General features: G+C 34.2%; 17 protein-coding genes. 8 read left to right on the top strand and 9 right to left on the bottom strand.

The features are described from left to right. Positions 1 to 349 precede the first annotated feature (349 nt). From GXM17_RS08325 to GXM17_RS08305, 5 genes are read left to right on the top strand one after another with little or no spacing between them, the layout of a single operon-like run. Positions 350 to 1,015 carry a spermidine synthase gene (locus GXM17_RS08325; RefSeq protein WP_163398839.1) on the top strand — a complete coding sequence of 222 codons (666 nt, stop codon included), beginning with the start codon at positions 350 to 352 and terminating at the stop codon, positions 1,013 to 1,015. Between the two features lie 7 nt (positions 1,016 to 1,022). Beyond that, positions 1,023 to 1,700 carry a peptidoglycan DD-metalloendopeptidase family protein gene (locus GXM17_RS08320; protein WP_163398838.1) on the top strand — a complete coding sequence of 226 codons (678 nt, stop codon included), beginning with the start codon at positions 1,023 to 1,025 and terminating at the stop codon, positions 1,698 to 1,700. 6 nt (positions 1,701 to 1,706) lie between these two features. Next, positions 1,707 to 2,180 (top strand): hypothetical protein, encoded by a 474-nt coding sequence (locus GXM17_RS08315; RefSeq protein ID WP_163398836.1) that lies wholly within the window; start codon positions 1,707 to 1,709, stop codon positions 2,178 to 2,180. An 8-nt stretch (positions 2,181 to 2,188) separates the two neighbouring features. After that, the gene (locus tag GXM17_RS08310; protein WP_163398835.1) at positions 2,189 to 2,713 is read left to right on the top strand and encodes a hypothetical protein; all 525 of its coding nucleotides are present in this window, start codon (positions 2,189 to 2,191) and stop codon (positions 2,711 to 2,713) included. 50 nt (positions 2,714 to 2,763) lie between these two features. After that, positions 2,764 to 3,258, top strand: coding sequence for a nuclear transport factor 2 family protein (locus GXM17_RS08305; protein ID WP_163398834.1), 495 nt, complete (start codon positions 2,764 to 2,766; stop codon positions 3,256 to 3,258). Between the two features lie 55 nt (positions 3,259 to 3,313). On the opposite strand, the gene GXM17_RS08300 is transcribed toward GXM17_RS08305, so the two are convergent. From GXM17_RS08300 to GXM17_RS08275, 6 genes are all read right to left on the bottom strand, one after another. After that, complete coding sequence (locus GXM17_RS08300) at positions 3,314 to 4,690, bottom strand: nucleoside permease (RefSeq protein ID WP_163398833.1); 1,377 nt, start codon at positions 4,688 to 4,690, stop codon at positions 3,314 to 3,316. Positions 4,691 to 4,756: 66 nt separating this feature from the next. Then, positions 4,757 to 5,449 (bottom strand): (d)CMP kinase, encoded by a 693-nt coding sequence (gene cmk, locus GXM17_RS08295; protein WP_163398832.1) that lies wholly within the window; start codon positions 5,447 to 5,449, stop codon positions 4,757 to 4,759. Positions 5,450 to 5,485: 36 nt separating this feature from the next. After that, complete coding sequence (locus GXM17_RS08290; protein ID WP_163398831.1) at positions 5,486 to 6,085, bottom strand: murein L,D-transpeptidase catalytic domain-containing protein; 600 nt, start codon at positions 6,083 to 6,085, stop codon at positions 5,486 to 5,488. A 9-nt stretch (positions 6,086 to 6,094) separates the two neighbouring features. Further along, complete coding sequence (gene porQ, locus GXM17_RS08285; protein WP_163398830.1) at positions 6,095 to 7,114, bottom strand: type IX secretion system protein PorQ; 1,020 nt, start codon at positions 7,112 to 7,114, stop codon at positions 6,095 to 6,097. A gap of 199 nt (positions 7,115 to 7,313) precedes the next feature. Beyond that, on the bottom strand, positions 7,314 to 8,414 hold the full coding sequence (locus GXM17_RS08280; RefSeq protein WP_163398829.1) for a BT_3928 family protein: 1,101 nt from the start codon (positions 8,412 to 8,414) through the stop codon (positions 7,314 to 7,316). Between the two features lie 86 nt (positions 8,415 to 8,500). Beyond that, entirely contained in the window at positions 8,501 to 9,040 is a 540-nt protein-coding gene (locus GXM17_RS08275) for a DUF1599 domain-containing protein (protein ID WP_163398828.1), read from the bottom strand. Positions 9,041 to 9,190: 150 nt separating this feature from the next. Here GXM17_RS08275 and folP point away from each other — a divergent pair, with 150 nt between their 5' ends. After that, entirely contained in the window at positions 9,191 to 10,015 is an 825-nt protein-coding gene (gene folP / locus GXM17_RS08270) for a dihydropteroate synthase (protein ID WP_163398827.1), read from the top strand. Between the two features lie 243 nt (positions 10,016 to 10,258). On the opposite strand, the gene GXM17_RS08265 is transcribed toward folP, so the two are convergent. Next, entirely contained in the window at positions 10,259 to 11,074 is an 816-nt protein-coding gene (locus GXM17_RS08265) for a M48 family metallopeptidase (RefSeq protein ID WP_163398826.1), read from the bottom strand. 318 nt (positions 11,075 to 11,392) lie between these two features. Between GXM17_RS08265 and GXM17_RS08260 the strand changes: the two genes are divergently transcribed. Both GXM17_RS08260 and GXM17_RS08255 read left to right on the top strand, forming a co-directional pair. Continuing rightward, positions 11,393 to 13,555, top strand: a complete 2,163-nt coding sequence (locus GXM17_RS08260; RefSeq protein WP_244307357.1) for a tetratricopeptide repeat-containing sensor histidine kinase — start codon at positions 11,393 to 11,395, stop codon at positions 13,553 to 13,555. Positions 13,556 to 13,570: 15 nt separating this feature from the next. After that, the gene (locus GXM17_RS08255) at positions 13,571 to 14,212 is read left to right on the top strand and encodes a response regulator (protein WP_163398824.1); all 642 of its coding nucleotides are present in this window, start codon (positions 13,571 to 13,573) and stop codon (positions 14,210 to 14,212) included. Between the two features lie 128 nt (positions 14,213 to 14,340). Here GXM17_RS08255 and GXM17_RS08250 read toward each other — a convergent pair whose 3' ends face one another. After that, positions 14,341 to 15,258, bottom strand: a complete 918-nt coding sequence (locus GXM17_RS08250; RefSeq protein WP_163398823.1) for a PorP/SprF family type IX secretion system membrane protein — start codon at positions 15,256 to 15,258, stop codon at positions 14,341 to 14,343. A gap of 3 nt (positions 15,259 to 15,261) precedes the next feature. Beyond that, positions 15,262 to 23,607, bottom strand: coding sequence for an HYR domain-containing protein (locus GXM17_RS08245; RefSeq protein WP_163398822.1), 8,346 nt, complete (start codon positions 23,605 to 23,607; stop codon positions 15,262 to 15,264). Positions 23,608 to 23,757 lie beyond the last annotated feature (150 nt).

Genomic DNA, 23,757 nt, shown 5'->3' with positions numbered 1-23,757 from the left:
CAGGAACAAGAGGCACTTTGGCAATAAGCTCTATGAAATAAAATCCCTTTTAATTTCTCTAATTCATTTTGCTTTACTAAAAGCAATTGCCGGGATGAAAAATTTCTTTTCTTGCAAAAATAGCTACAAATTAAGACCTCCAGAACGATCCAGAGGTTCTCTCCCGACAGTGATTAATCGTATGTGGCACTGCCATCAACACATACTTTTAATTCAGCATTTTCAATTTCCACTATTTTCCAGCCCCTTACCTTTAGAAAAGGAAATATATACAATTGCTGCTTTATCAAAATTTCATATTTCGCACAAAATAAAAAAAATTAATACTAAATTTGGTAAAAGTGCAAAAATGATTAGAAAAGTATTTAGTTATTTAATACCAATTAAAATATTCAAAAAAAAATCTGTCCGTAGTAAAACAATTGAGGTCACCTGGGCTAATGGTGAATTAGTTTTAGATTCGGAAAATACAAACTATTCATATGGTAGTTTACAGCGGATATTAAGATATGGTTTAAAAAATATAGGTTTTAAAACCATTGAGAAAATGGATCATATATTGGTTCTGGGTGTTGCCGGCGGAAGTGTTATAAAAACGCTGGTTGAAGAAATTGGATTTAAAGGCAAAATAACAGGAGTAGAAATTGATGGAGATATGATTCAGATTGCTAATGAATATTTCAACCTTTCTCAAATCAGTCAATTAGAAATTGTTATTGATGATGCATTTGAATTTGTTCTAAAAACTAAAAAGCAATACGATTTAATCATCATTGATGTATTTGAAGACACTACTATGCCTAATTTTTTATTTGAACCTTTTTTTAGTGAAAGAGTTTTTTCTATATTAAATAAACAGGGGTTTATACTTTTTAATACTATGATTCTGGACGAAAAACACAATATCAGAAATCGTAAATACATTTCAGAAATCAACCCTGATTTGTATTCTACTAAAATGCTGCCCCGGGTGGAACATCATAACGAATTAATTATCATTGAAAAAGTTGCCTAAACCTATTATGAGACCTCTTGCTTCTATTTTAAGAAATATTCCTCCTTCAAAGATTATAGATTCTACTATTGAATACTCTAAATACATTACTTTAGATTTATCTATAAATAATCAGCATTTAACCGGAAGGAAATCCGGAAATTCAGCTGATTTTGAAAAATATATAACTGATTATTTGAAAAAAAACAATGCTGAAGTTGCGTTCGGCGGTTATATTGAAGGACGTACCTTATACCAGCGAAGTTCCATTTTTAACAATGATTCGATGCCTGAACGCAACATTCATATTGGTCTGGATCTGTGGATAAAAGCCGGAACGCCTGTTTTAGCAGCTCTGGACGGAAGAATACATAGTTTTAAAAATAATGTCGGCTTGGGTGATTATGGACCAACTATAATCTTGGAACACGAAATTGAAAATCAAAAATTTTATACTTTATACGGGCATTTATCGTTAGAAAGTATAGAAGGGATAAATGTTGGGGATTTTTATAAAAAAGGCGAATATCTTGCAAACATTGGAAATTCAGAAGTAAACGGAGATTATGCTCCTCATTTGCATTTCCAGATTATCAAAAATATTGAACACTACTGGGGTGATTATCCCGGAGTTTGCAATACAAAAGATTTAAATTTTTATATAGAAAACTGCCCGGATCCCAATTTATTATTAAAAATAACATAAATAATTATGAAGAAAACAGGATTGATTATATGTTTGTTCCTATTAATAGGCTGTAAATCTAAAACAGTAAACAGAAGTACTGAAGAGCTAAAAATTAAAAAAATTCCAGAGGCTGAAATAAATTCTAATCAGCAAAACAAGGCCTATTCATTAGGAAAAAGAGTCCTTGAAACGTGCAACACATCAAAGTTTAAGCCTTTTAATGAAACTGAAGTAACAAAATCTGTTATGGAAAACACAACTGAAGAGCGTTTGACTAAGACTTGTCTGAGATTTCGACAATATTATGGAAGTTTTATTGATTTGAAATTAGATGGCGTCTATAAAACCAGACAAGAAACAATTTACCGTTATCATGCATTGTACACAAAAAAGGTTGCTAATAAAGAACTCCGTGTTTTTGTAAATGAAGACAATTTAATTTCTGCAATAAAATCTATGGACTGGGATGAAAAATTTGACGCTAAATTAAATAACTGATTATACTTATGACTTTAAAACTATCCTTCATTTCGTTTCTTTTGATTTCCTTTTTTACGAATGCCCAGCAAACCATAAGTGTAAAAGGCTCAAAACCATTTCCTGCAACTGAAAATTATACTTTTATTTGTGAAAAATACATTCTAACAGGAGAAATTGATGTGCAGATCGCAAAAACTGATAAGGGAGGGATTTTAAAATTGACAATTGCCACTGCAAATGATAATACACGAATTTCGGGAGGCGTCTATGTTGATTTAGTCAATGCTGATGTAATTGCCTGTGTCGATAAAAATGTTAAGGAGACTGAAGAAGGAAAAACTACTTCCTACTATTATTTTACGCCGGCAGAATTTTCAAAATTAAAAAAAACGGATATTCATGCCATTAGATTTATAATTACAAGCAATTCTAATGCATTTGGAAATCAAACCGGTTATTTTACTGCATTAAGCAGAAAAAAATATTTTTCGACTGCTTTCGACAAGTCTAAAAAAACATTTGATACCGCTGCTGCAATTAGTTTGCTGTAAAAATTATTTAACCAAAAATAATCTTACTTTTATAGCCAAATTTTGTTAAAATGAATCCTAACGAGAATTTAATCGCTAAATTTTATACCGCTTTTGCAAATGCAGATATTCAAACAATGAGCGAATGTTATCACCCTAATGTTCATTTTGTAGATCCTGTTTTTGGTCTTCTAAAAGACCATCAGGTATCTAAAATGTGGGAAATGCTGCTTTTAAAAAGTAAAGGAGACATTAAAATTGAATTTTATGACATAAAAGCAGATGAGTTTTCAGGATCAGCACGCTGGGTTGCTACTTATAATTTCAGTAAAACTAATCGGAAAGTAGTAAATCGAATTTCTGCTGAATTTATTTTTCAGGACGGACTGATTATCAAACACACAGATAACTTTGATGTTTGGAAATGGTCGAAACAGGCCTTCGGAATTACCGGTTATTTATTAGGCTGGACAGGTTTTTTCCAGGACAGTATAAAAAAACAGGCTTTATTATCCCTTAAAAAATACGAAAGATCAAACACATCAAAAATAAATCCCAACAACTGAATTTTTTATTCGCTTGTTGGGATTCTAATTTTATAACAAGATCAGCGTTTACATATTAATGAACAATATTTTCTAATTCTTTAGGATCGTGTTTGTGCTTAAAAAGGACAGCAAATGCAACTGCAATAATTAAGGCATAAACAGCAAAAGAAAGCCAGATCGTATGCCAGTCTTTCATTAGTACCGGGTTAGCAAAAATTCCATCTTCTGAAATTGAATTTCCCTGAGATTTAACAAAATCTAACATTTTAGAATTAGAAGCATCCGTCTGTAAAAATGCAGAAAGTTCATTTACCGTTAAAAATGATTTGGTAAAATATTTATCAATTGCCCAGCCCGAGGTTAAACTTCCTAATACTGCCCCTACGCCGTTAGTCATCATCATAAATAGTCCCTGTGCAGAAGAACGGATTTTTGAATTAGTATTGCTTTCTACAAATAAAGAGCCTGAAATATTGAAAAAATCAAACGCCATTCCGTAAACAATACAGGACAAAATGATCATCCATAAACCTGTCACAGGATCTCCGAAAGCAAATAACCCAAAACGTAAAACCCATGCCAGCATACTAATCAACATCACCTGTTTGATTCCGAAACGCCTTAAGAAAAATGGAATTGCCAAAATAAACAAGGTTTCAGAAACCTGCGAAATTGACATAATAATAGTTGAATACTTTATTACAAATGAATCTGCATATTTAGGAAAGTGTTTAAATTCATCCAGAAAAACATCCCCATAAGCATTCGTTAGTTGCAAGGCACCTCCCAAAAACATTGAGAAGATAAAAAATAATGCCATTTTATAATTTCCGAACAATTTAAAAGCTTCCAATCCTAAAGTTTCAACCCAGGAGGCGTCCTCTTTTGTAAGTCGCTGCGGCTCACATTTTGGTAATGTAAAAAAATAAAAACCTAAAATCAAAGCACCTATTCCGGCAATATAAAACTGATATTCTGTTGCTTTACTTCCTGTTAAATTAGTTATCCACATCGCTGCAATAAAACCTACTGTTCCCCAGACCCTGATAGGCGGAAAATCTTTTACAACATTTTTATTGTTTAATTTTAAAGAAGTATATGAAATAGAATTGCTTAGGGCAATTGTTGGCATATAACAGCACATTGCAGCCAACATTACATAAATGAAATTTTCAGGCGTTGTTACCTGAGTTATACCAAATAAAACTACGGCATACAAAATATGCAAACCTGCATAAAGTTTTTCAGCATTTACCCATCTGTCTGCAATAATACCTGTAAGGGTTGGCATAAATAATGAAGCAATTCCCATTGTACCGAAAACCAAACCGAATTGTGTTCCTTCCCAGTTTTTAGTTCCAAACCAATAATTTCCAATAGTAATTAGCCAGGCTCCCCAAACAAAAAACTGAAGAAAACTCATTACAATTAATCTGTTTTTAATTCCCATACGATGAATTGTCTATTAAATAAATGAAGCGGTAAAACTACCATTAAAAATGAAATCTGCAAAGAATTAAACAGTTTTAACAACCTCGTTTACCAAATCTAAAACAGCGGCAAATTGTTCTTCTTTATTTAAATAGGAATTATCAATTTCTATCGCATCCTCAGCAATTACTAAGGGAGAATCATCACGGTGTGTGTCTATGTAATCTCTTTCGACAACATTCTTTAAAACCTCTTCATAAGATACATCATCACCTTTTTGCTTCAGTTCATCAAAACGCCTTTGTGCACGCGTCTCTGCACTGGCCGTCATAAAAATTTTGAGTTCTGCTGTTGGAAAAACAACTGTTCCAATATCTCTGCCATCCATTACAATTGCCTTATTGGTTCCCATTTCCTGTTGTTGTTCAACTAATTTTGATCGAACTTCGGAAACTTCAGCAACTTTACTAACAAAACTTGAAACTTCGATAGTACGGATCTGTCTTTCGACATTTTCTCCATTCAGGTACATTTCTGCAAAACCTAAATGAGAATTGTATTTAAACTCTAACTGAATTTTAGGAAGTGAATCAATTAAAGCTTTTTTGTCAAAAAAATCGGCTTTAATAAAATTGTTATTCATGGCAAAAAAAGCAACTGCCCGGTACATTGCTCCGGTGTCTACATAAACATAAGCAAGTTCCTTAGCCAGTTGTTTTGCTAAAGTGCTTTTTCCGGTAGATGAAAAGCCGTCAATAGCAATGGTAATATTTCTCAAAGGTGGTTATTTTAGTTAAATAATTTTGATTATTTATTAATAATAAATATCCAAAAGGATGTTGGATTTTGAAGAATCAATGATTTTTTCAATTCTTTTGAAAAATTGTTCATTAACCATAGGGCAGCCATGACTGCGACTGATATAATGATCCTGTTCTTCATATGGAACTGCTGAATAATGATGCAAAACGATAGCTCTTTTGAATGCATTACTATTAGTTTCTTCTAAACCATGTAATCGATAAGCTTTACCGAAAATTCCATTATAATTACTTCCAATGGAATATTTACCTAATGAAGTAGAATTTGAATTGGGTACGTTACTGAATTTCAACTGACCTTTAATTCCTGTTTCAGAACCACATCCATGTGCTACAAGTCCCTGATCTATTATTTTATTATTTTGCAAATCATAAACGAAAAAACGATTTTTTCCGGATGGAATTCTCATATCAACAAAAAAAGCAATTTTAGAATTGTATTTAGAATTAGCCAGAAACCTTGATTTCATTTCATCAATTCTAAAGTTTATTCTTTCTATTTCCAGGCTATTAGGCTCATCCTTAAAATAGGGTTTTGAACTGATAAAGAAACCTGATAATATTACAACCAAAATCAAATTAAATATTTTCATATAAAATCATTATTGAAGATTAATATTTAAACCAAAAAGACTTGTATTTGCTGCTAATGTATATTTAGAATACGAATAATTAAATTTTAACCGGTTCATTTTTAATCCAAAACCTAATGACACTCCTGAAAAATTACGCTGTTCTTCAATTCTTAATTCTTCTCCTCTTCGAAAATTATATCCCAATCGAATATTGAAAGCTCTTCTGGGAAAAAGTTCTACTCCAAAAATGACATGTCTCAAAGCGTTATTCACAAAAGACACTTTCTCTTCCTCTGACGAACCATCTATATTCCCCTCACCTCGCACCGGATTTGAAAAAGAGATATTCCATTGTTGCAAATTTTCCAAAGAAAGATGCCATCTGATTGGCACATGGTCTAATTCCTGTGATACCCCCGCTATAATCTCAAGAGGTAATTTTTCCTTTATACCTGAGTAAGTGGTAAACTGAGTTCCAATGTTACGTATTGACAGCGCCCAGTTTACATCATTTCTTTCATCAATAAACAAAAAACCTAAATCTAATGCACCACCTACAGAATTATAACTTTCTAAAGTAGATGTTATCAATTTTGCGTTAGCACCAATATGTATGTCTGTATATGGAATATTATATGCATAACCTACTGAAAGAGCACCCTCGCTTCCTGTAAAATCTGAAGTCGCCTGACCATTCTCATCATATCCTTCAAAAGTTCCGTAATTGATATAACTGATTCCTGCATAAAATGTCTGCAGATGTCTGTCGTAAGTATAGGCATAAGAAGCGGTTCCGTATGAAGCCTCTCCATAATAATTACCATAATTCATTGCCAGATGATTATCCATTTCTGCATTTAAGGTTGCCGGATTAAACATAACCTGATTCACATCTTCGTCGTAAATTGTAATCGATTTTCCTCCTAAAGCTGCCTGCCTTGGTGAAGTTGTCAAATTTAAAAACTGATAAGCATATCGCCCGCCAATTTGTCCATAAGACAGAGAAAAATTCACAAACAAAAAAAACAGAATATTTTTTTTCAACATGTATGTCAGGAGCTAGTCTGATATTAGAACGAAAACTTGAACATTAAATTATAATTCTGAAACATTTAAATTTTAAAATATAACCTAAGATTTACATCGATTTTGTAATCACGAGCAAAATTACAAAAAAAGAAATTCTAATAACAATTTAATTATGAAAGATTTATGACTAAATAATAAAATTTTTCTCACAAATACATTACAACTTTAAATTATCAATATCATTGTAATGCACTTTTTGTACTATGGTGCCATTTTGAATAACCACTATACTTGGATTGGCTCTTTCGATTGTTTTTAATGCAATGGCATCACAAAAATAGAAATCAATGTTTAAACCGTATTGTTTTTTAGCTTTTGCAATCATTTCATCATCTGAAGCTGTCATTCCAATAACCTTATACCCTTTTGCTTTTGCTTCAGTATTTAGGTTTTCTAATTGTTTCATGCCATGAGGACTTGACAGAGTCAAATCGTAGGCTACAAATACCAATAATTTTGGTTCTTTAAGTAACTCTTCTTTATAATCTGATCCGTCTTTAGTCATTGTGAAATCGTGAATTGTCGGTACATAACCTTCAGTAATCACTTTGTCTTTTCGATCAACAAAAGTTGCTCCTTCGGGAATATTCATTAAATCTTTTTCAGTGAATTCCTTATCAACTCCATTTACTTTATAGATAAAAATCATTTCAACTACTGATTTTGGGGCCCCTTCCGGAATTTCCATTGCTTTTTCGATATTAGTTCCTACTTTATAAGGACGAAAATCTTTAATCGGATTATGATTTAAAACCCAGACAGCCATAAAAGCACATAAAACAACACTTAAGTAAACTGCAAAATTAGTTTGTGGTGTTGAAAACAATGGTTTTATTAATTTCTGATTAAAAAACAGAACAAGAATAAAAAACAATAAAACGACATCTTTTGTAAACGATTCCCAAGGTGTCAAATGCAGTGCATCACCAAAACAGCCACAATCTTTTACTACATCAAAATAAGCTGAATAAAAAGTCAGAAAAGTAAAGAAAACTATTAAAACCAGTAAACTCCAAATTGTGGTTTTTGTTTTATATCCAACCAACAACATTACTCCCAAAACCACTTCCAATATCACCAAAAAGATTGCTAATCCCAAAGCAAAAGGCGATAAAAATGGCATATTAAAAACCGGTTCACTAAAATATTCGGTTAACTTATAAGAGAAACCAACCGGGTCATTCAGTTTAATTAATCCGGAAATGATAAAAAGCACACCGACAAATATTCGGGAGAATTGGGTAATAATGTTTTTCATAAAAATATAAAATTTTAAATTCCAAATTTTAAAATTCCAAATTCCAACTTTAAACCTGGAATTTAGAATTTATTTTTTTGGAATTTTTATTTATTAGGATTTAGAATTAAGGCAAACACAGCATAATTAATCATGTCCTGATAATTGGCGTCAATGCCTTCAGAAACCAGGGTTGCGCCTTTATTATCTTCAATCTGTTTCACTCTGAGAAGTTTTTGCAAAATCAAATCAGTCAATGAACTGATGCGCATTTCTCGCCACGCTTCGCCATAATCATGATTTTTGGCTTCCATTAAATCTTTGGTTAGTTTAACTTTAGCATCATATAATTGGATTGCCTTTTCAACATCAAGATCAGGCTGTTCAACTACACCTAATTCTAGTTGAATCAGTGCCATAATCGAATAATTGATAATTCCGATAAATTCGCCTTTTTCATCTTCATCGATTTTTCGGATTTCGTTTTCCTGTAAACTTCTGATTCTTTGTGCTTTTATGAAAATCTGATCTGTTAATGATGGCAGTCTTAAAATACGCCATGCACTGCCGTAATCTTTCATTTTATTGATAAATAAGGCACGGCAAACCGTAATGACATTATCAAACTCTAGAGAAGTATTCTTCATTTATTGCTGTATATTTGCTAAAATTTGTTCAAAAATAAGGATTAAATTAAATAGTTTCAAGTTTCAGGTTTTCTTTGTTTCAAGTTTTTTCCAAACAATTGTTAATCCGCAACCTAAGGCTTTTAACTGAAAAAATAAAATTCAAACAAAATGTTTATTAACTGTAAAGGTAGTTTGATCGATTTAACCATTCCTAAAGTTATGGGAATTCTAAATGTAACTCCAAATTCTTTTTTCGACGGCGGAAAATATAAAAACGAGTCAGAAATTATTTTACAAGTGGAAAAAATGATTTCTGAAGGAGCGGATTTTATTGACATTGGGGCATATTCAAGCAAGCCCAGTGCCGAATTCGTTTCAGAACAGGAAGAAATTGAACGAATTGTTCCTGTTATAAAATTGATACTGAAACATTTTCCAGATACATTATTATCAATCGATGCCTTTAGAGCAAAAGTAGCAGAGGTAAGTATCGAAAACGGTGCTGCAATTATAAATGATATTGCAGCGGGAGAATTAGACGAGAAGATGTTTGATATTATTGCACACCATAACGTCCCTTACATTATGATGCACATGCGTGGAAATCCCCAAACTATGCAAAGCCTTACACAATACGATAATATAGTAAAAGAAATGCTGTTTTATTTTTCTGAGAAAGTTTCTAAAGCAAGAAGTTTAGGCATTAATGATCTGATTCTGGACCCTGGATTTGGTTTTGCCAAAACTACTGATCAGAATTATGAAGTACTGCAAAAAATGGAACTTTTTAATATATTGAAATTACCCATTTTGGCAGGAGTATCAAGAAAATCAATGATTTATAAAACCCTTGGTATTACACCTCAGGAGGCTTTAAACGGCACTACATTTCTTAATACCATTGCTTTGACAAAAGGGGCAAAAATTCTTAGGGTTCATGATGTTAAAGAAGCTGTTGAATGTGTGGCTCTGTTTAATAAAATGAATTTGTAAAACACTACAATATATTATAAAACAAAAATGTCAACTGAAAATAATAAAGTTGTTTTCAATTAAAAAACAATATCATTTCAATTGACAATTGTGATGTACAAAAGTCTGAAGTTTTGAATTTATCCATAGAATGGATTATACCGTATAATCCAAATTGCTATATTTTTCATAAAAACATGAGGAATGCATCCCAATAAAATTCACTTCAAGGTTTACCTGATTTAAATATGGTACCTGAAGAATTTAAATTTTAATTACTCCCACTTTTGCTGCTGTCTGCCTTGCCTGCGGAATTAAAGATTTAAGATTGGCAATTCTGGTTGCGTCTGAAGGGTGAGTGCTTAAAAACTCAGGAGTTCCTGAACCTCCGGATTTAGCAGACATTCTAGTCCAGAAAGCAATAGAATCATCGGGATTGTAACCGGCTATAGCCATAAGCGTTAACCCAATCTTGTCTGCCTCACTTTCATGACTTCTGCTGAAAGGCAACATCACTCCTACCTGCGATCCCAAACCATAATATTCTTGCCACATAGCCTGTTTTTCTGCACTTTGACTTCCGGTAGCAACCGCAACTCCTACTGCACCTAATTGTTGTAATTGTGAAGCACTCATTCTCTGAGCACCATGATTTGCTAAAGCATGAGAAACTTCATGCCCCATAACGGTTGCTAAACCAGATTCGTTTTGTGTAATGGGAAGAATACCAGAATAAACTACAATTTTTCCTCCAGGCAGACACCAGGCGTTAACTTCTTTGTTTTCTACTAACTTATATTCCCAACGATAATCTTTAAGATATTGTGTTTGCCCTAAATAAGTCAAATATTTCTCGGCAGCAGCTTTGATTTTTGAACCCACAAGATTTACTCTCTGCGCATCTGCTGTTCCTGAAATGACTTTGTTTTCTTTTAGAAAGGTATCGTATTGTTGAAAAGAGGAAGGAAATAATTCGCTATTCGAAACAAAATTAAGGTCTTTTTTCCCAGTAACAGGATTTGTCGCACAGGAGTAAATTATTAGTGCTGCAAAAATTACCGTAAATAAATATTTTTTCATGATTTATATGTTTTTTGATTGATGTAAAATTAATATCATTTCTATTTTTACTCTTATAAAATTAATTATGAAATTAGCATAATTTTAATTTCCTATTTGATAAGGATCATATTTTTGATGTTTGATTTTTTTAACTAATTTCTTGTTTTTTTTTACATAAAAAGAATATTTTAAATCTATTTGCCCTAAATTTAGCTGCTTAAAAATAAAGCCCATTAAACTATAACAAACAGATTTGCAACAGCATAAATTTTAATTAAGCAATTTTTTAATTACATGATAACCGGTTTTAAATGTCTTTTTCTATATTTTTTTTGTATGCTATCAATCTCTTTGCATGCACAAATTGACGGAAATAGTAAGAAAACATTTTCAACTATAAAAAAATCCCCAGAAGCTGAAGAAAAAAAGGCTGTTACAGCTTTGTATAATTTATATAATAAAGGAGAGGAAAAAAAAGCAGTAAAAAACGCAAAAACTTTTTTGGAAAAAGCAAAATATCCTTCTAATGCAGCTAGTCTCAATTTATTACAGGCTTATTATTATAACAAAAGAGCCATATTGGATTCATCCATTTACTATACAAATCAGGCTTTAAATTACAACATAAAAATAGCTAACGACTCCCTAAAGAACAGACTTTTTTCTCTGGGATATAATTTGATGGGATTAAACCATAAAAAGAAAGGACTATTTGAAGCAAGCAAAAAGTGGCATTTAAAAGGTCTTCAAACTTCTCAAAAATACAAAGAAATCAATTTGTATTATACTCACCTGCATGGACTTGCAAGCGTTTATAAGGCTCTGGGAGATAATAAAAATGCTTTAAAATCATATAAGGAATGTTTAGAATATAAAAAAGATGATGAAATACGTTTAGGAAGTTATATCAACCTGGGTGATATTTATTCAGATTCAAAAGATTATGAAAAAGGGAATTATTATTATAATCTGGGGAAACAACTTAGTGAAAAAACTAATAATCAACAAGCAAGAGCAGTAATTGCACTCAGTATTGGAATGAATTACCAATTACAGCAAAATACTAACGATGCTTTAAAAATGTATAATGAAGTTGTTTCTATTGCTGACAAAAATGAGTTAAACCAAATAGCACTGGTCGCAAGGGGTAATATTGGTGATGCTTATGTTGATTTAAAAAACTACGAGGATGCAAAACTAATTTTTTCTGATGCTCTTCAAAAAGCTATAGAATTTGGTTTTTTAGACAATCAGGCATATTTTTATGATGAACTCAAGAAGATAGCGGTTTTACAAGAAGATTACAAAAGTGCTTTTGAACATTTGACAAGATCAATCAGGGTAAAAGATTCTGTAAATAAAATTCAGAAAATCAAAGAAATCAATGAGTTGGAAGTCAAGTATAAGACAGCACAAAGAGAGAAAGAAATCAGGTTTTTACAACTGGATAATACTACAAAAAAGTTAAAACTTGAAAAACAGGAAGAAGCAATTGAAAACATGAACCTTCAGGAGGAGATTTCTCAAAAAATAACGGAAAACACTATACTTTTTTTTCAAAACTCATCACAAAAAAAACTTAGCGAAATATCATTACTCAAAAAAGATCAACAGCTTAAACTATTACAACTAAAACAGGAAAAAGAAACCAAGCTGCTGACTATTTTTGGTTTCCTTATTGTTTTAATTCCTATTATCGGATTATTGCTTCAGTATTACAAACGACTCAAAACACAGCGTTTATTAAATATTCAGCAAGCTGAAATAAGTACTCAGAATATAAATAATCTTTTAAAAGATCAGGAGTTAAAACTAATTAAAGCTTCAATCAGCGGTCAGGACAAGGAAAGACAGCGTATTTCACAGGAATTGCACGACAGTATAGGTGGAAATCTCGCTGCAATTAAACTTCAATTGAATCATTTAATAATTTCAAGTTCTCCAAAAATTAAAAACCTTACTGCATTATTGGATGAAACATATCAGCAGGTTCGAAATTTATCGCATACATTGATTCCAAAGAAATTTACGCATCACAAATTTTGTGAAGTTTTAGAATCTTATTTTAATAATATTGGTGAAGCCAGCAATATTAAGACTGATTTTACAGTATATCCGAAAAAGGAAATTGATGCATTAAATGAAGAAATCCAAATCGAGATTTTTAAAATAATACAGGAACTTTTGACCAACACAATCAAACATGCAAAAGCTTCAAAAATAGATTTACAGCTTAATCTTGTCGAAAATGTCCTGAATATTTTATTTGAAGATAATGGTGTTGGTTTTAATCCGGAAAATTACAAACCCGGAATTGGCTTTATTAACTTAGAAAACCGAATCGTAAAATTAAGTGGCTCTTTTATAATGGATTCAAAACTTAAAAGAGGTACAATCGCCAATATTGAAATTCCTGTTTTGCTGCTACCTAATACAGAAAACGAAACGATAAAAGGAATTAACGTGAAAAAACAACTTGATAATCTAACCAAATTATAACCCCAATTTATTACAATGGAAAAATTAAAACTTATTATTGCTGATGACCATACCATGTTTCTACAAGGAATCGTATCATTAATTGAACATGAATCCGGAATCAAAATAATTGGCAAAGCAGTAAATGGTATTGAAGTTTTAAATATTTTAAAAATTCAAAGTGCAGACATGGTAATCCTGGATATCAGTATGCCTGAAATGGACGGAATTGAATTAAGCAAAATATTAAAAAAAGAATATCCCTTTATAAAAATTATAATCGTTAGTACACATAGCAATGCAAAAATAATTTCAAGATTAATAAGAATTGGTGTAAATGGTTATTTATTGAAAAATGCTGAAAAATCCGAACTATTACAAGCAATTTACAGCGTAGCTGCCGGTCGAAACTATTTTTCTGAAGAAGTAGAAGAACAATATCGCAATAACAGCGAAAAAATAGAAAAACAAATTTCAAATATTACTGAACTAAGTTCACGAGAGAAAGAAATTTTAGTTTTGATCGCTCAGGAATACAATACTGCAGAAATTGCTGAAAAAACTTTTATAAGTTTTAATACAGTTAACACGCACCGCCGTAATTTATTATCAAAACTGAATGCTAAAAATACGGCAGGGCTTGTAAAATATGCAGTTGAAAATGGATTAGTGGATTAAATAATTAATCCCTTTTTTGAAATTGTTGATTTTTAATCATTTAAATAAAAAATTAAATCCTTAATTTTATTTATACAAAGTCAGCATTGCTAAGCTTTAAAATTTAATGTACAGATTTTTATCATTTGTTATTCAAAGCCTGTTCCAAAGCGATAATTAAATACTACTCCATATGTATCCGGAAGCACAATGCTTTCAAGAGATTTATTATATGTAAATATTAATCTTGAATTTGCAGATAAATGAAAGCCTGCCAGAAAATTCAAAGTGTTGGAAGAACGATAGCCTCCACCAAATTCAAATTTGTTTTTATAATTCACTAACGCATTCAAATCAGCCTGTAGAGGTGCCCCATCGACATACTTGACCAGAAAACTTGGATTTATCAATATGTCTTCAAATAAATCTGTAAACATCCTGTAACCAAAATAAGTATAATAAACGTTTTTTAATTTGGTATTGTTTTGAGAATTGAAAGTACTGCTTAGTAAGTTTGGAGCCGATAATCCAAAATAAATTCTGTCTCTGTTGTATAAAAATCCTATTCCAAGAGTCGGGGTAAAACTATGTATATCTTCCTGAAATTCGGGATCATTTTCAATTCCTAATCTTGTCAGGTTCTCATCATAAATCTGGCCACCGGCTGTGATTCCAAACGAAATGATGTTGGGATCATAAGCCCACCATCTTCCATATTTGTAATCTTCGTGAAAAAAAATCTTATAGGAATAAGAAGCAAAAAAATTAGTGGTGTACGTTACCCCTACCTGATTGTGTGCAATTCCCGCTGCCAGTCCAATATTTTCTGAACGGGTTAAAGTATTTACTGAAATATCAATGTTCCTTGGACTTCCATCAACGGAATTGAAATAGCCATTTGTGGTCATTACAACATCCGTTTTTTCATAATATCCGGCATGAGCAGGATTTATTAATACTGCATTGTAATTGTAACTGGAAAAAACAGGTGTTTGCTGCGCTTTAACTGAATTATAAAACGCAGCCAGAATTATTACTGTAAAAATTATATAAGTTTTATTTTTCATTAATTAACGTTTTAAAACAAGGTATCCTTTTAATTTTTTGAAGTGATGCGTTACTGAATTAGGCTTGATTTCGAAAAAATAAGTACCTTCAGGAAGTTCATCGGCTCCAATTTTTCTTTTTTTATTGGCAAGTCCGCTAAAAACATTTGTAGTATTATTATAACCTGTCGTCTGGAAAACCAAATCTCCCCAGCTGTTATAAATCAAAACTTCATTTATAGGATACTTTGCAATACCATCAATTAGCCAAAAATCATTTATACCGTCATTGTTTGGAGAAAAACCATATCTGGTCTCATCTTTTTCCTTCGGCTCAACCGAAATAATTACAGAATCATGTACTTCACAGCCCTCTTTAGTAGTAAATGAAACTGTGTAAGTTGTTGTTATATCCGGATTAAAGAATGGGTTAAATACAGATGCATTGCTCACTCCTTTTGCCGGGCTCCATTTAAAAGTACCCTCTTCCGTTGCAGTAGCTTCTAATTGTATAAGCTCCCCTTGTTTTATTTCAACATCATTCCCGGCATCTACAAGTACAACATCTGAATCTACATTAAATGAACATTCGGCTTTATTTGAAGATACATCCGTAGCAGTGATCGTGATAGTCATTCCATCCGTAAAAACACTTCCTGCAGGCGGACTTTGTTTTATTGCAGGTTTTGGATCTTTGTTGTCAGTTACTAAAACTTTTGTGGTAAAATCAGGAACCTTAGATATATTACAAGTTACTTTTTGATTTAATAAACAGGTAATTACCGGAGCTTGTATATCTGGATCTGCGATAGTATTGATTATAAAAGAACAAGACGATGTATTTCCGCTATCATCAGATACACTCATCTGAACTATCATACCATCGCTAACTGCAACACCGGCGGCCGGAGTCTGAATTACGGTTGGATTTGACCCGCAATTATCTGTAACTGTTACCTGGCTTCTATAATCGCTCAGAATTGCATTGGCTGCCACAGTTTGATTGCTAATACAGCTTATTACCGGCTTGGTGTTATCAGGAGCTAAATTAATTGTAAAACTGCAGACAGATTCATTATCAGCGGCATCTTTAGCCAGTATTGTAACTGCCATTCCATTTGTAAAAGGAGTTCCGGGTAAAGGATTTTGAGTAATTACAGGTGAAGGATCACAATTGTCGGTAGCCGTTATCATTTGGGTATAATCTGGTAAAACTGAACTGCATGATAAGCTTTGGCTACCGATACAAGTGATAACCGGTTTGGTGATGTCTGATTCAGTATTGACTTTAAAACTGCAGGTTGATTCATTATTAGAAGCATCTTTGGCGGAAATGGTGATTGTCATACCGTCAGTAAAAACACTTCCTGCAATCGGATTCTGTGTTACTGCAGGCGACGGATCTGAATTATCGGTAACGGTAACCATTGTCGTATAATCCGGTACAGTTCCGCCGCAAGTAAGTGTCTGATCCCCGATACAGGCAATAACAGGTTTTGTAATGTCAGCTGAAGCATTTACGATAAAACTGCATGCTGATTCGTTGTTCGAAGCGTCTTTCGCAGTCATAGTTACCTGCATTCCGTCAACAAAAGCACTTCCTGCAACGGGATTTTGCGTAATTACCGGTGCAGCGTCACAATTGTCGGTTACAGTCAACAATCCTGAATAATCCGGCAAAACGCTTCCGGAACCCAAAGTCTGATTTCCAATACAAGTGATAACCGGTTTGGTGACATCTGCCTCAGTATTGACTTTAAAAATACAGATCGATTCATTATTAGAAGCATCTTTGGCGGAAATGGTGATTGTCATTCCGTCAGTAAAAACACTTCCTGCAATCGGATTCTGTGTTACTGCAGGCGACGGATCTGAATTATCGGTAACGGTAACCAGTGTCGTATAATCCGGTACGGTACTGCCGCAAGCTAATTGTTGATCAAGAGGACAAATTAAAGCAGGGGCTTCGTTATCTACAATGACAGTAGCTGCAATAGTGAATTTACAAGTTTCAATATTACCACTGGCATCAGTTGCAGTAATGGTTACTTCTTGGGTTATTCCGTTAAAAACAGTTCCTGCAGCTGGTAATTGGGTAATAATTGGGCTAACATCACAATTATCTTTTATCTCAACTATTTTGGTATAATCCGGAATTGGATCATTCACAGCCAGAACCTGATTAGCAGGACATTTTTTTATAGTTGGTTTTTCCTTGTCCTCAGCTTTTTTTCCGTAAAGTACATGAATTCGTCCAGTATCTTCATTTGGTTTCCAATCATAAACCGTTTTTGTTGAGCCAATACCAATGTCGTCTATAGCATCCCCATTAACATCTCCTAAATAACTCAAACTATATTTTGATGTATAAGGTGTATTTATTACTAAACCTTCAGAAGAATCGAGCGAGAAGATATCCAATAAGGGATTCCAATTTGCTTTTCCATAAATAACATGGATTTTAGAGCTATAAGGTAAAAGATAATCGTCAAAACCGTCTTTATTAAAATCCCCGAAAGAACTATAGGAATGTAAGTATTCAAACTCGCTCCCATTCATTTTAAAACCATTGGTACCATCCAAATCTTTTAAATCCACTACTGGCGTGGAGGTGTTTTTTCCAAATAATATAAAATTATTAATACCAATGTCGTTATATGAATCACCATTAATATCGCCAGCACTTCTAATTTCAAAATAGTAAGATGTTTTGAGTGGAGTGGCAGAATTTTGAATTTTGAAACCATTGGAGCCGTTTAGACTTGTTGTACTTAATTTTGCAGGAAGGCTGGCAGAACCATACACCACATATCTAAATTCATTATCACCACTAATAGCAACATCAGAAATACCGTCACCATTAACATCTCCTATACCAGCTAAATTTTTTCCGATATCTCCTTCAACAATAAATGAATTAGACGAGCTTATACTTTCTATATCTACTACAGAAGGAAAGTTGGTACTGCGTCCAAATAAAATATAGCATTTTTTTATATTTCCTGAACCTTCATTATGAGAAACGATACCAATATCATCAAAAGAATCATTGTTAAAATCGCCAACATTGGCAATGCCATAACCAAAAACTTCATCTTTCGTTTTTCCTAAGATAGAAAAACCATTAGAACCATCTAAAGAGGATACATCAAATTGTGCCGGAAAAGCAGTTGTTTTTCCATAAATTATATAAACTCTTCCTGCGTGAAATATTGCTTCTGTATATTTATTAGGATCACTAAGCATCAAATCATTAACACCATCTCCATTAATATCGCCCGCATCACTCACGTCAAAAGCAGTTCTTCTTGGCGGAGTTAAATCACTATCAATAATTTTAAATCCATTTAACCCATTTAGATTAGCAACATTCAAACTTGCAGGAAAACCTGTTTTTGTACCGAAAACTACATAGGCTTGTCCTAAACCCCAGTCTCCGGGAGCTCCAATAATAAAATCGGCTGTACCATCTCCGTTAACATCTCCAATTCTACTCGTACTGAAACCTGCTCTTGAACCAGGCTCTTCCCCTAAAATTGTAAATCCATTAATACCATTCAGCTGATTTATATTAACAGTGGATGTTTTACAATCTATATCAAAACCGCCTGTTTTCAATTTTACTGTAAAAGTACATGAAGTGGTATTCCCTGCTTTATCTTTTACTGTAATCGTAACATCTGTATCCGAAGTAAATAACGTTCCTGCAGCAGGTGTTTGTGTAAAAATCAATTTATTTAATTGTGTGGTATCATCCGTAATTGTTTTTAAAAAACGTACATAATTAGGCAGCATAGAACTGGCGTATAGCTCCTGATTAACAGGACATTCCATTACAGGAGGATCGTCTAATGTTTCCATTAGATTAAAAGTACAAACAGTCTCGTTTCCGTTAGCATCGGTGGCTGTTAATTTAATTTCCTGAGTTCCTCCAGTATAAATCGTTCCGGCTGTGGGAGTCTGGGTGAACACTGGTGCATTATCGCAATTGTCCGTTATGGTAACAGTTGTTTTGTAATTTGGAATCGGATCTCCAACACCTAAAACTTTATTAGTAGGGCAATTGGCAATGACTGGTTTTTCGGTATCGGCAGTTTTTTTTCCAAACACTACATATGACATACCCGGATTGTAATTCACTTTCAGATTATTTCCGTAGGAATCAGGACCATAACCAATAATTAAATCACTTATACCGTCATTATTAACGTCGCCAGCATAATTTGCACTATTATTTGAAATGAAGGGGGCATATATTTCTATTTTTCCACTTGTGCTATAATTAACCACTGCAGCCCAATTTTTTCTCCCAAATAAAACAACAGTAGAAGAGTACGATTGATAAAAATAATCATCGATACCGTCTGCGTTAAAATCTCCTGCGTAGCCAAATTTATTACCCGAAGCGTTAATTGTAAATCCATTTGTACCGTCTAAATTGTTTACATCTACTACGGCTGGAAAAACGGTTTTGCCAAACAAAATATGTAGTCCGCAAATAGCCATATCATTTAAACCGTCATTATTGAGATCTCCTGCTTTTTTAATCCCTTCATAATTTAAATGAGTAGTTGAATTTTCGACTACAAAACCATTGCTTCCATTGAGTAAGGAGACACTAAAAATTGATGGAAAATTTGAAGAACGGCCAAAAATTACATATTTACGGTGTTGTCCTGTATTATTAGTACTTCCTATTGCCATGTCTGAAATTCCGTCTCCATTAACATCACCTAAACCGGCAACAGATAGTCCAATTTCTCCTGTAACATTGTCACCCTCAATAACAAATCCATTTGTGCCATTAAGCTGATTCGTTCTAATTACATCTGGGAAGCCGCTGCTTTTCCCGTAAACAATATAACACTTTCCTTTTCCTCCACCGGAACCACCTGTTATTGCTGCAATATCATGATAACCGTCGCCGTTTATATCTTCAACTGACGCTATACTTATACCTGCATCTTCATAATTTGTAGTTCCTATTAGTGTAAAACCATTAGTTCCGTTTAGTGCAGACAAATTAAATTCTGCCGGAAAACCAGAACTTTTTCCAAATATCACATAAGTATGTCCCACTTCAGACCCATATGAAGAATGTCGATAGGGATCACTAACCATAAAATCTCCTATTCCGTCACCATTAATATCACCTGCACTGCTTACATCATAACCTGTTACCGGAAAATTTGTACTTGGATTATCGTTTCGAATCGCAAAGCCATTACTGCCATTAAGCAGACCTAAATCAATATTTGGTGTAAAGCCTGAAGATTTGCCAAATACTACATAGGCTGCTCCTTTTATTATTTTATATTCTTTTTTAACACCATGCCACGGATTATAATCTCCCGGGGCACCAATTATCAAATCTGTAATACCATCACCATTTACGTCTCCGGCGTTATTTACACTAAAACCGGCTTCACGCGTCAGTTTTTCTCCGTATATAGTAAATCCATTGAGTCCATTAAGGTTAGCCACATTAAATGAAGTTGTTTTACAATCGATTGAAGCCGCAGCGGTTTTCAGTTTTACTAAGAAAGTACATGAAGCAGTATTTCCTGAAGCATCTTTAGCTGTTATAGTAACATCAGTATCGGCTGTGAATAAAGTTCCCTGTGGTGGTGTTTGTGTGAAAACTAAATCAAAACCATCTGTAAAATCATCAGTCACAGTTGGTAAAAATGAAACATAATCAGGCAAAGTAGAATTAGCGTATAATTCCATATTAGAAGGACATGTTATGGTTGGTGGCAAATCACTTCCTGTAGCATTAACTGCAAAAGTGCAAGTCGAAAAATTTCCGGAAGCATCAGTCACTCGCATCGTAACATTTATTCCGCCGATAAAAGCACTACCTGCTGCCGGTGTCTGCGTTATTATTGGATTTACAGTACAATCGTCAATTACTGTAACCAGATTTTTGTAATCCGGCAACAAACTTCCCAGTGCCAATGTCTGGGTTTCCGGACAGGTAATCGTTGGCTTGGTAATATCTGCGGAAGCATTCACTACAAAACTGCAGGTCTGAAAATTTCCTGAAGCATCAGTAGCGCGCATCGTTACGGTCATTCCGCTGGTAAACGCGCTTCCTGCGACCGGAGTTTGTGTAATAGTTGGATTAGTGGTACAATTGTCTGTAGCGGTGACCAAACTTCTGTAATCCGGTAAAACCGAACCGCAAGAAAGGCTCTGGCTTCCCGGACATGTAATCGTTGGCTTGGTAATATCTGCGAAAGCGTTAACAATAAAACTGCAGGTCTGAAAATTGCCAGAAGCATCGGTAGCGCGCATCGTAACGGTCATTCCGCTGGTAAATGCACTTCCTGCGACAGGAGTTTGTGTAATAGTTGGATTGGTGGTACAATTATCTGTAGCCGTGACCAAACTTCTGTAATCCGGCAAAGCCGAACCGCAAGAAAGGCTCTGGTTTCCCGGGCAGGTTATCGTTGGTTTGGTGGTATCTGCGGAAGCATTCACTACAAAACTGCAGGTCTGAAAATTGCCTGTAGCATCGGTAGCGCGCATCGTAACGGTCATTCCGCTGGTAAAGACACTTCCTGCTGCAGGGGTTTGGGTAACAGTCGGGCTTGAAGTGCAATTGTCTGTCGCTGTGATCAAACTTCTGTAGTCAGGTAAAGCTGAACCGCAAGAAAGGCTCTGGCTTCCCGGGCAGGTTATCGTTGGTTTGGTGGTATCTGCGGAAGCATTCACTACAAAACTGCAGGTCTGAAAATTGCCAGAAGCATCGGTAGCACGCATCGTTACGGTCATTCCGCTGGTAAAAGTGCTTCCGGCTGCAGGTGTTTGCGTAACAGTCGGGCTTGAAGTACAATTATCTGTAGCTGTGACTAAACTTCTGTAATCCGGTAAAACCGAACCACAAGAAAGGCTCTGGCTTCCCTGGCAGGTAATCGTTGGCTTGGTAATATCTGCGGAAGCGTTCACAACAAAACTGCAGGTCTGAAAATTGCCAGAAGCATCGGTAGCGCGCATCGTAACGGTCATTCCGCTTGTAAACGCACTTCCTGCGACAGGAGTTTGTGTAATAGTTGGATTGGTGGTACAATTATCCGTAGCGGTGACCAAACTTCTGTAATCCGGTAAAGCCGAACCGCACGAAAGGCTCTGGTTTCCAGGGCAGGTAATCGTTGGCTTGGTTATATCTGCGGAAGCATTCACAACAAAACTGCAGGTCTGAAAATTGCCAGAAGCATCGGTAGCGCGCATCGTAACGGTCATTCCGCTTGTAAACGCACTTCCTGCGACAGGAGTTTGTGTAATAGTTGGATTGGTGGTACAATTATCCGTAGCGGTGACCAAACTTCTGTAATCCGGTAAAACCGAACCGCAAGAAAGGCTCTGGTTTCCCGGACAGGTAATCGTTGGCTTGGTAGTATCTGCGGAAGCGTTAACAACAAAACTGCAGGTCGAAGCATTATTTGCTGCATCCCTTAGTGTCATAGTAACTGTCATTCCCGGAGTAAAGGCAGTGCCAACATCAGGACTTTGTGATACTGTTAAATTACCAAAACAATTATCTTTTGCAGTTATCAAAGTTCTGTAATCCGGCAATACGGCACCGCAAGGTAAACTTTGTGTTCCGGGACAATAAACAAATACCGGATTTGTTACATCCGGAGTAGCCATGCTAACAGTAAAATTACATACTGATCTGTTGCCAGTATTTCCAGGCTTATCAAAATATTCTATCTGAACCGGGATACCATCATAGAAAGGAGTGCCTGGTGGTGGTGTCATTATATAACTTAATTTAATACTACAATCATCATTTAAATTCATTATTGGACTGGTTGCGTAATTCGGAAGCACATCACCACAATTTAGAGTTAAGCCCGTCGGACAAGTAAATGTAGGAGGTGTAACGTCAGGACTTATGGCTGATATTGTTATGGAACAGCTACTTTTGTTTCCTGCTTCGTCTTCTGCAGTAAACACAATTGTCATTCCGTCATAAAACTTAGTTCCTGCGGTGGATTGTGTAAGATATATATCTCCTCCTGAATCATCAGTAACAATCAACTCGCTTAAGTAATTTGGAACTAAACTACCACAATATAATTGTTTGTTTGGAAGACAAGTTAAGGCAGGAGGCTGGGTGTCTGCAGCCATCTTTGCCGTCTTCGACGTTTTGTTTTTAGTGTGGATAACCTTTTTTTCTGAAGTGGCCACTGAGGCTTTATCGGATTCTTTATAAATATTCCCCTGAGCAGAGAATTTTGATAAAACCGGTTTTGAAATTATCAGCTTTTTGTCCTGACTATACACTTCTGCAACGCATGCAAACAGATAAAAAATAATACAAATTTTAGTTATTCTGCTGAAAGTATCTTTAAAGTTATTCATTCTGTTTTACTATAATTTAAACATCTTTTTAAACAACAAAAATATCGTTGCCTGAAATTTCACACATCACTATAAATAATGATTTATCTATTCTGAATTGTATTAAAAATCAAAAGGCAATTCTGAAATTTGTCTCCAGAATTGCCTTTT

The organism is Flavobacterium fluviatile (genome assembly GCF_010645065.1).
GTDB classification, from domain to species: domain Bacteria; phylum Bacteroidota; class Bacteroidia; order Flavobacteriales; family Flavobacteriaceae; genus Flavobacterium; species Flavobacterium fluviatile.
The sequence above is the reverse complement of the archived record's forward strand: the minus strand, read 5'-3'. Positions and strand labels throughout refer to the sequence as shown.

What these genes read in the sequence shown, in the direction of transcription:
- GXM17_RS08300 (WP_163398833.1), bottom strand. Translation starts at nt 4,690, where the DNA reads ATGGGAATTAAAAACAGATTAATTGTAATGAGTTTTCTTCAGTTTTTT.
- folP (WP_163398827.1), top strand. Translation starts at nt 9,191, where the DNA reads ATGTTTATTAACTGTAAAGGTAGTTTGATCGATTTAACCATTCCTAAA.
- GXM17_RS08305 (WP_163398834.1), top strand. Translation starts at nt 2,764, where the DNA reads ATGAATCCTAACGAGAATTTAATCGCTAAATTTTATACCGCTTTTGCA.
- GXM17_RS08275 (WP_163398828.1), bottom strand. Translation starts at nt 9,040, where the DNA reads ATGAAGAATACTTCTCTAGAGTTTGATAATGTCATTACGGTTTGCCGT.
- GXM17_RS08320 (WP_163398838.1), top strand. Translation starts at nt 1,023, where the DNA reads ATGAGACCTCTTGCTTCTATTTTAAGAAATATTCCTCCTTCAAAGATT.
- GXM17_RS08290 (WP_163398831.1), bottom strand. Translation starts at nt 6,085, where the DNA reads ATGAAAATATTTAATTTGATTTTGGTTGTAATATTATCAGGTTTCTTT.
- GXM17_RS08265 (WP_163398826.1), bottom strand. Translation starts at nt 11,074, where the DNA reads ATGAAAAAATATTTATTTACGGTAATTTTTGCAGCACTAATAATTTAC.
- porQ (WP_163398830.1), bottom strand. Translation starts at nt 7,114, where the DNA reads ATGTTGAAAAAAAATATTCTGTTTTTTTTGTTTGTGAATTTTTCTCTG.
- GXM17_RS08325 (WP_163398839.1), top strand. Translation starts at nt 350, where the DNA reads ATGATTAGAAAAGTATTTAGTTATTTAATACCAATTAAAATATTCAAA.
- GXM17_RS08280 (WP_163398829.1), bottom strand. Translation starts at nt 8,414, where the DNA reads ATGAAAAACATTATTACCCAATTCTCCCGAATATTTGTCGGTGTGCTT.
- GXM17_RS08250 (WP_163398823.1), bottom strand. Translation starts at nt 15,258, where the DNA reads ATGAAAAATAAAACTTATATAATTTTTACAGTAATAATTCTGGCTGCG.
- GXM17_RS08245 (WP_163398822.1), bottom strand. Translation starts at nt 23,607, where the DNA reads ATGAATAACTTTAAAGATACTTTCAGCAGAATAACTAAAATTTGTATT.
- GXM17_RS08260 (WP_244307357.1), top strand. Translation starts at nt 11,393, where the DNA reads ATGCTATCAATCTCTTTGCATGCACAAATTGACGGAAATAGTAAGAAA.
- GXM17_RS08255 (WP_163398824.1), top strand. Translation starts at nt 13,571, where the DNA reads ATGGAAAAATTAAAACTTATTATTGCTGATGACCATACCATGTTTCTA.
- GXM17_RS08315 (WP_163398836.1), top strand. Translation starts at nt 1,707, where the DNA reads ATGAAGAAAACAGGATTGATTATATGTTTGTTCCTATTAATAGGCTGT.
- GXM17_RS08310 (WP_163398835.1), top strand. Translation starts at nt 2,189, where the DNA reads ATGACTTTAAAACTATCCTTCATTTCGTTTCTTTTGATTTCCTTTTTT.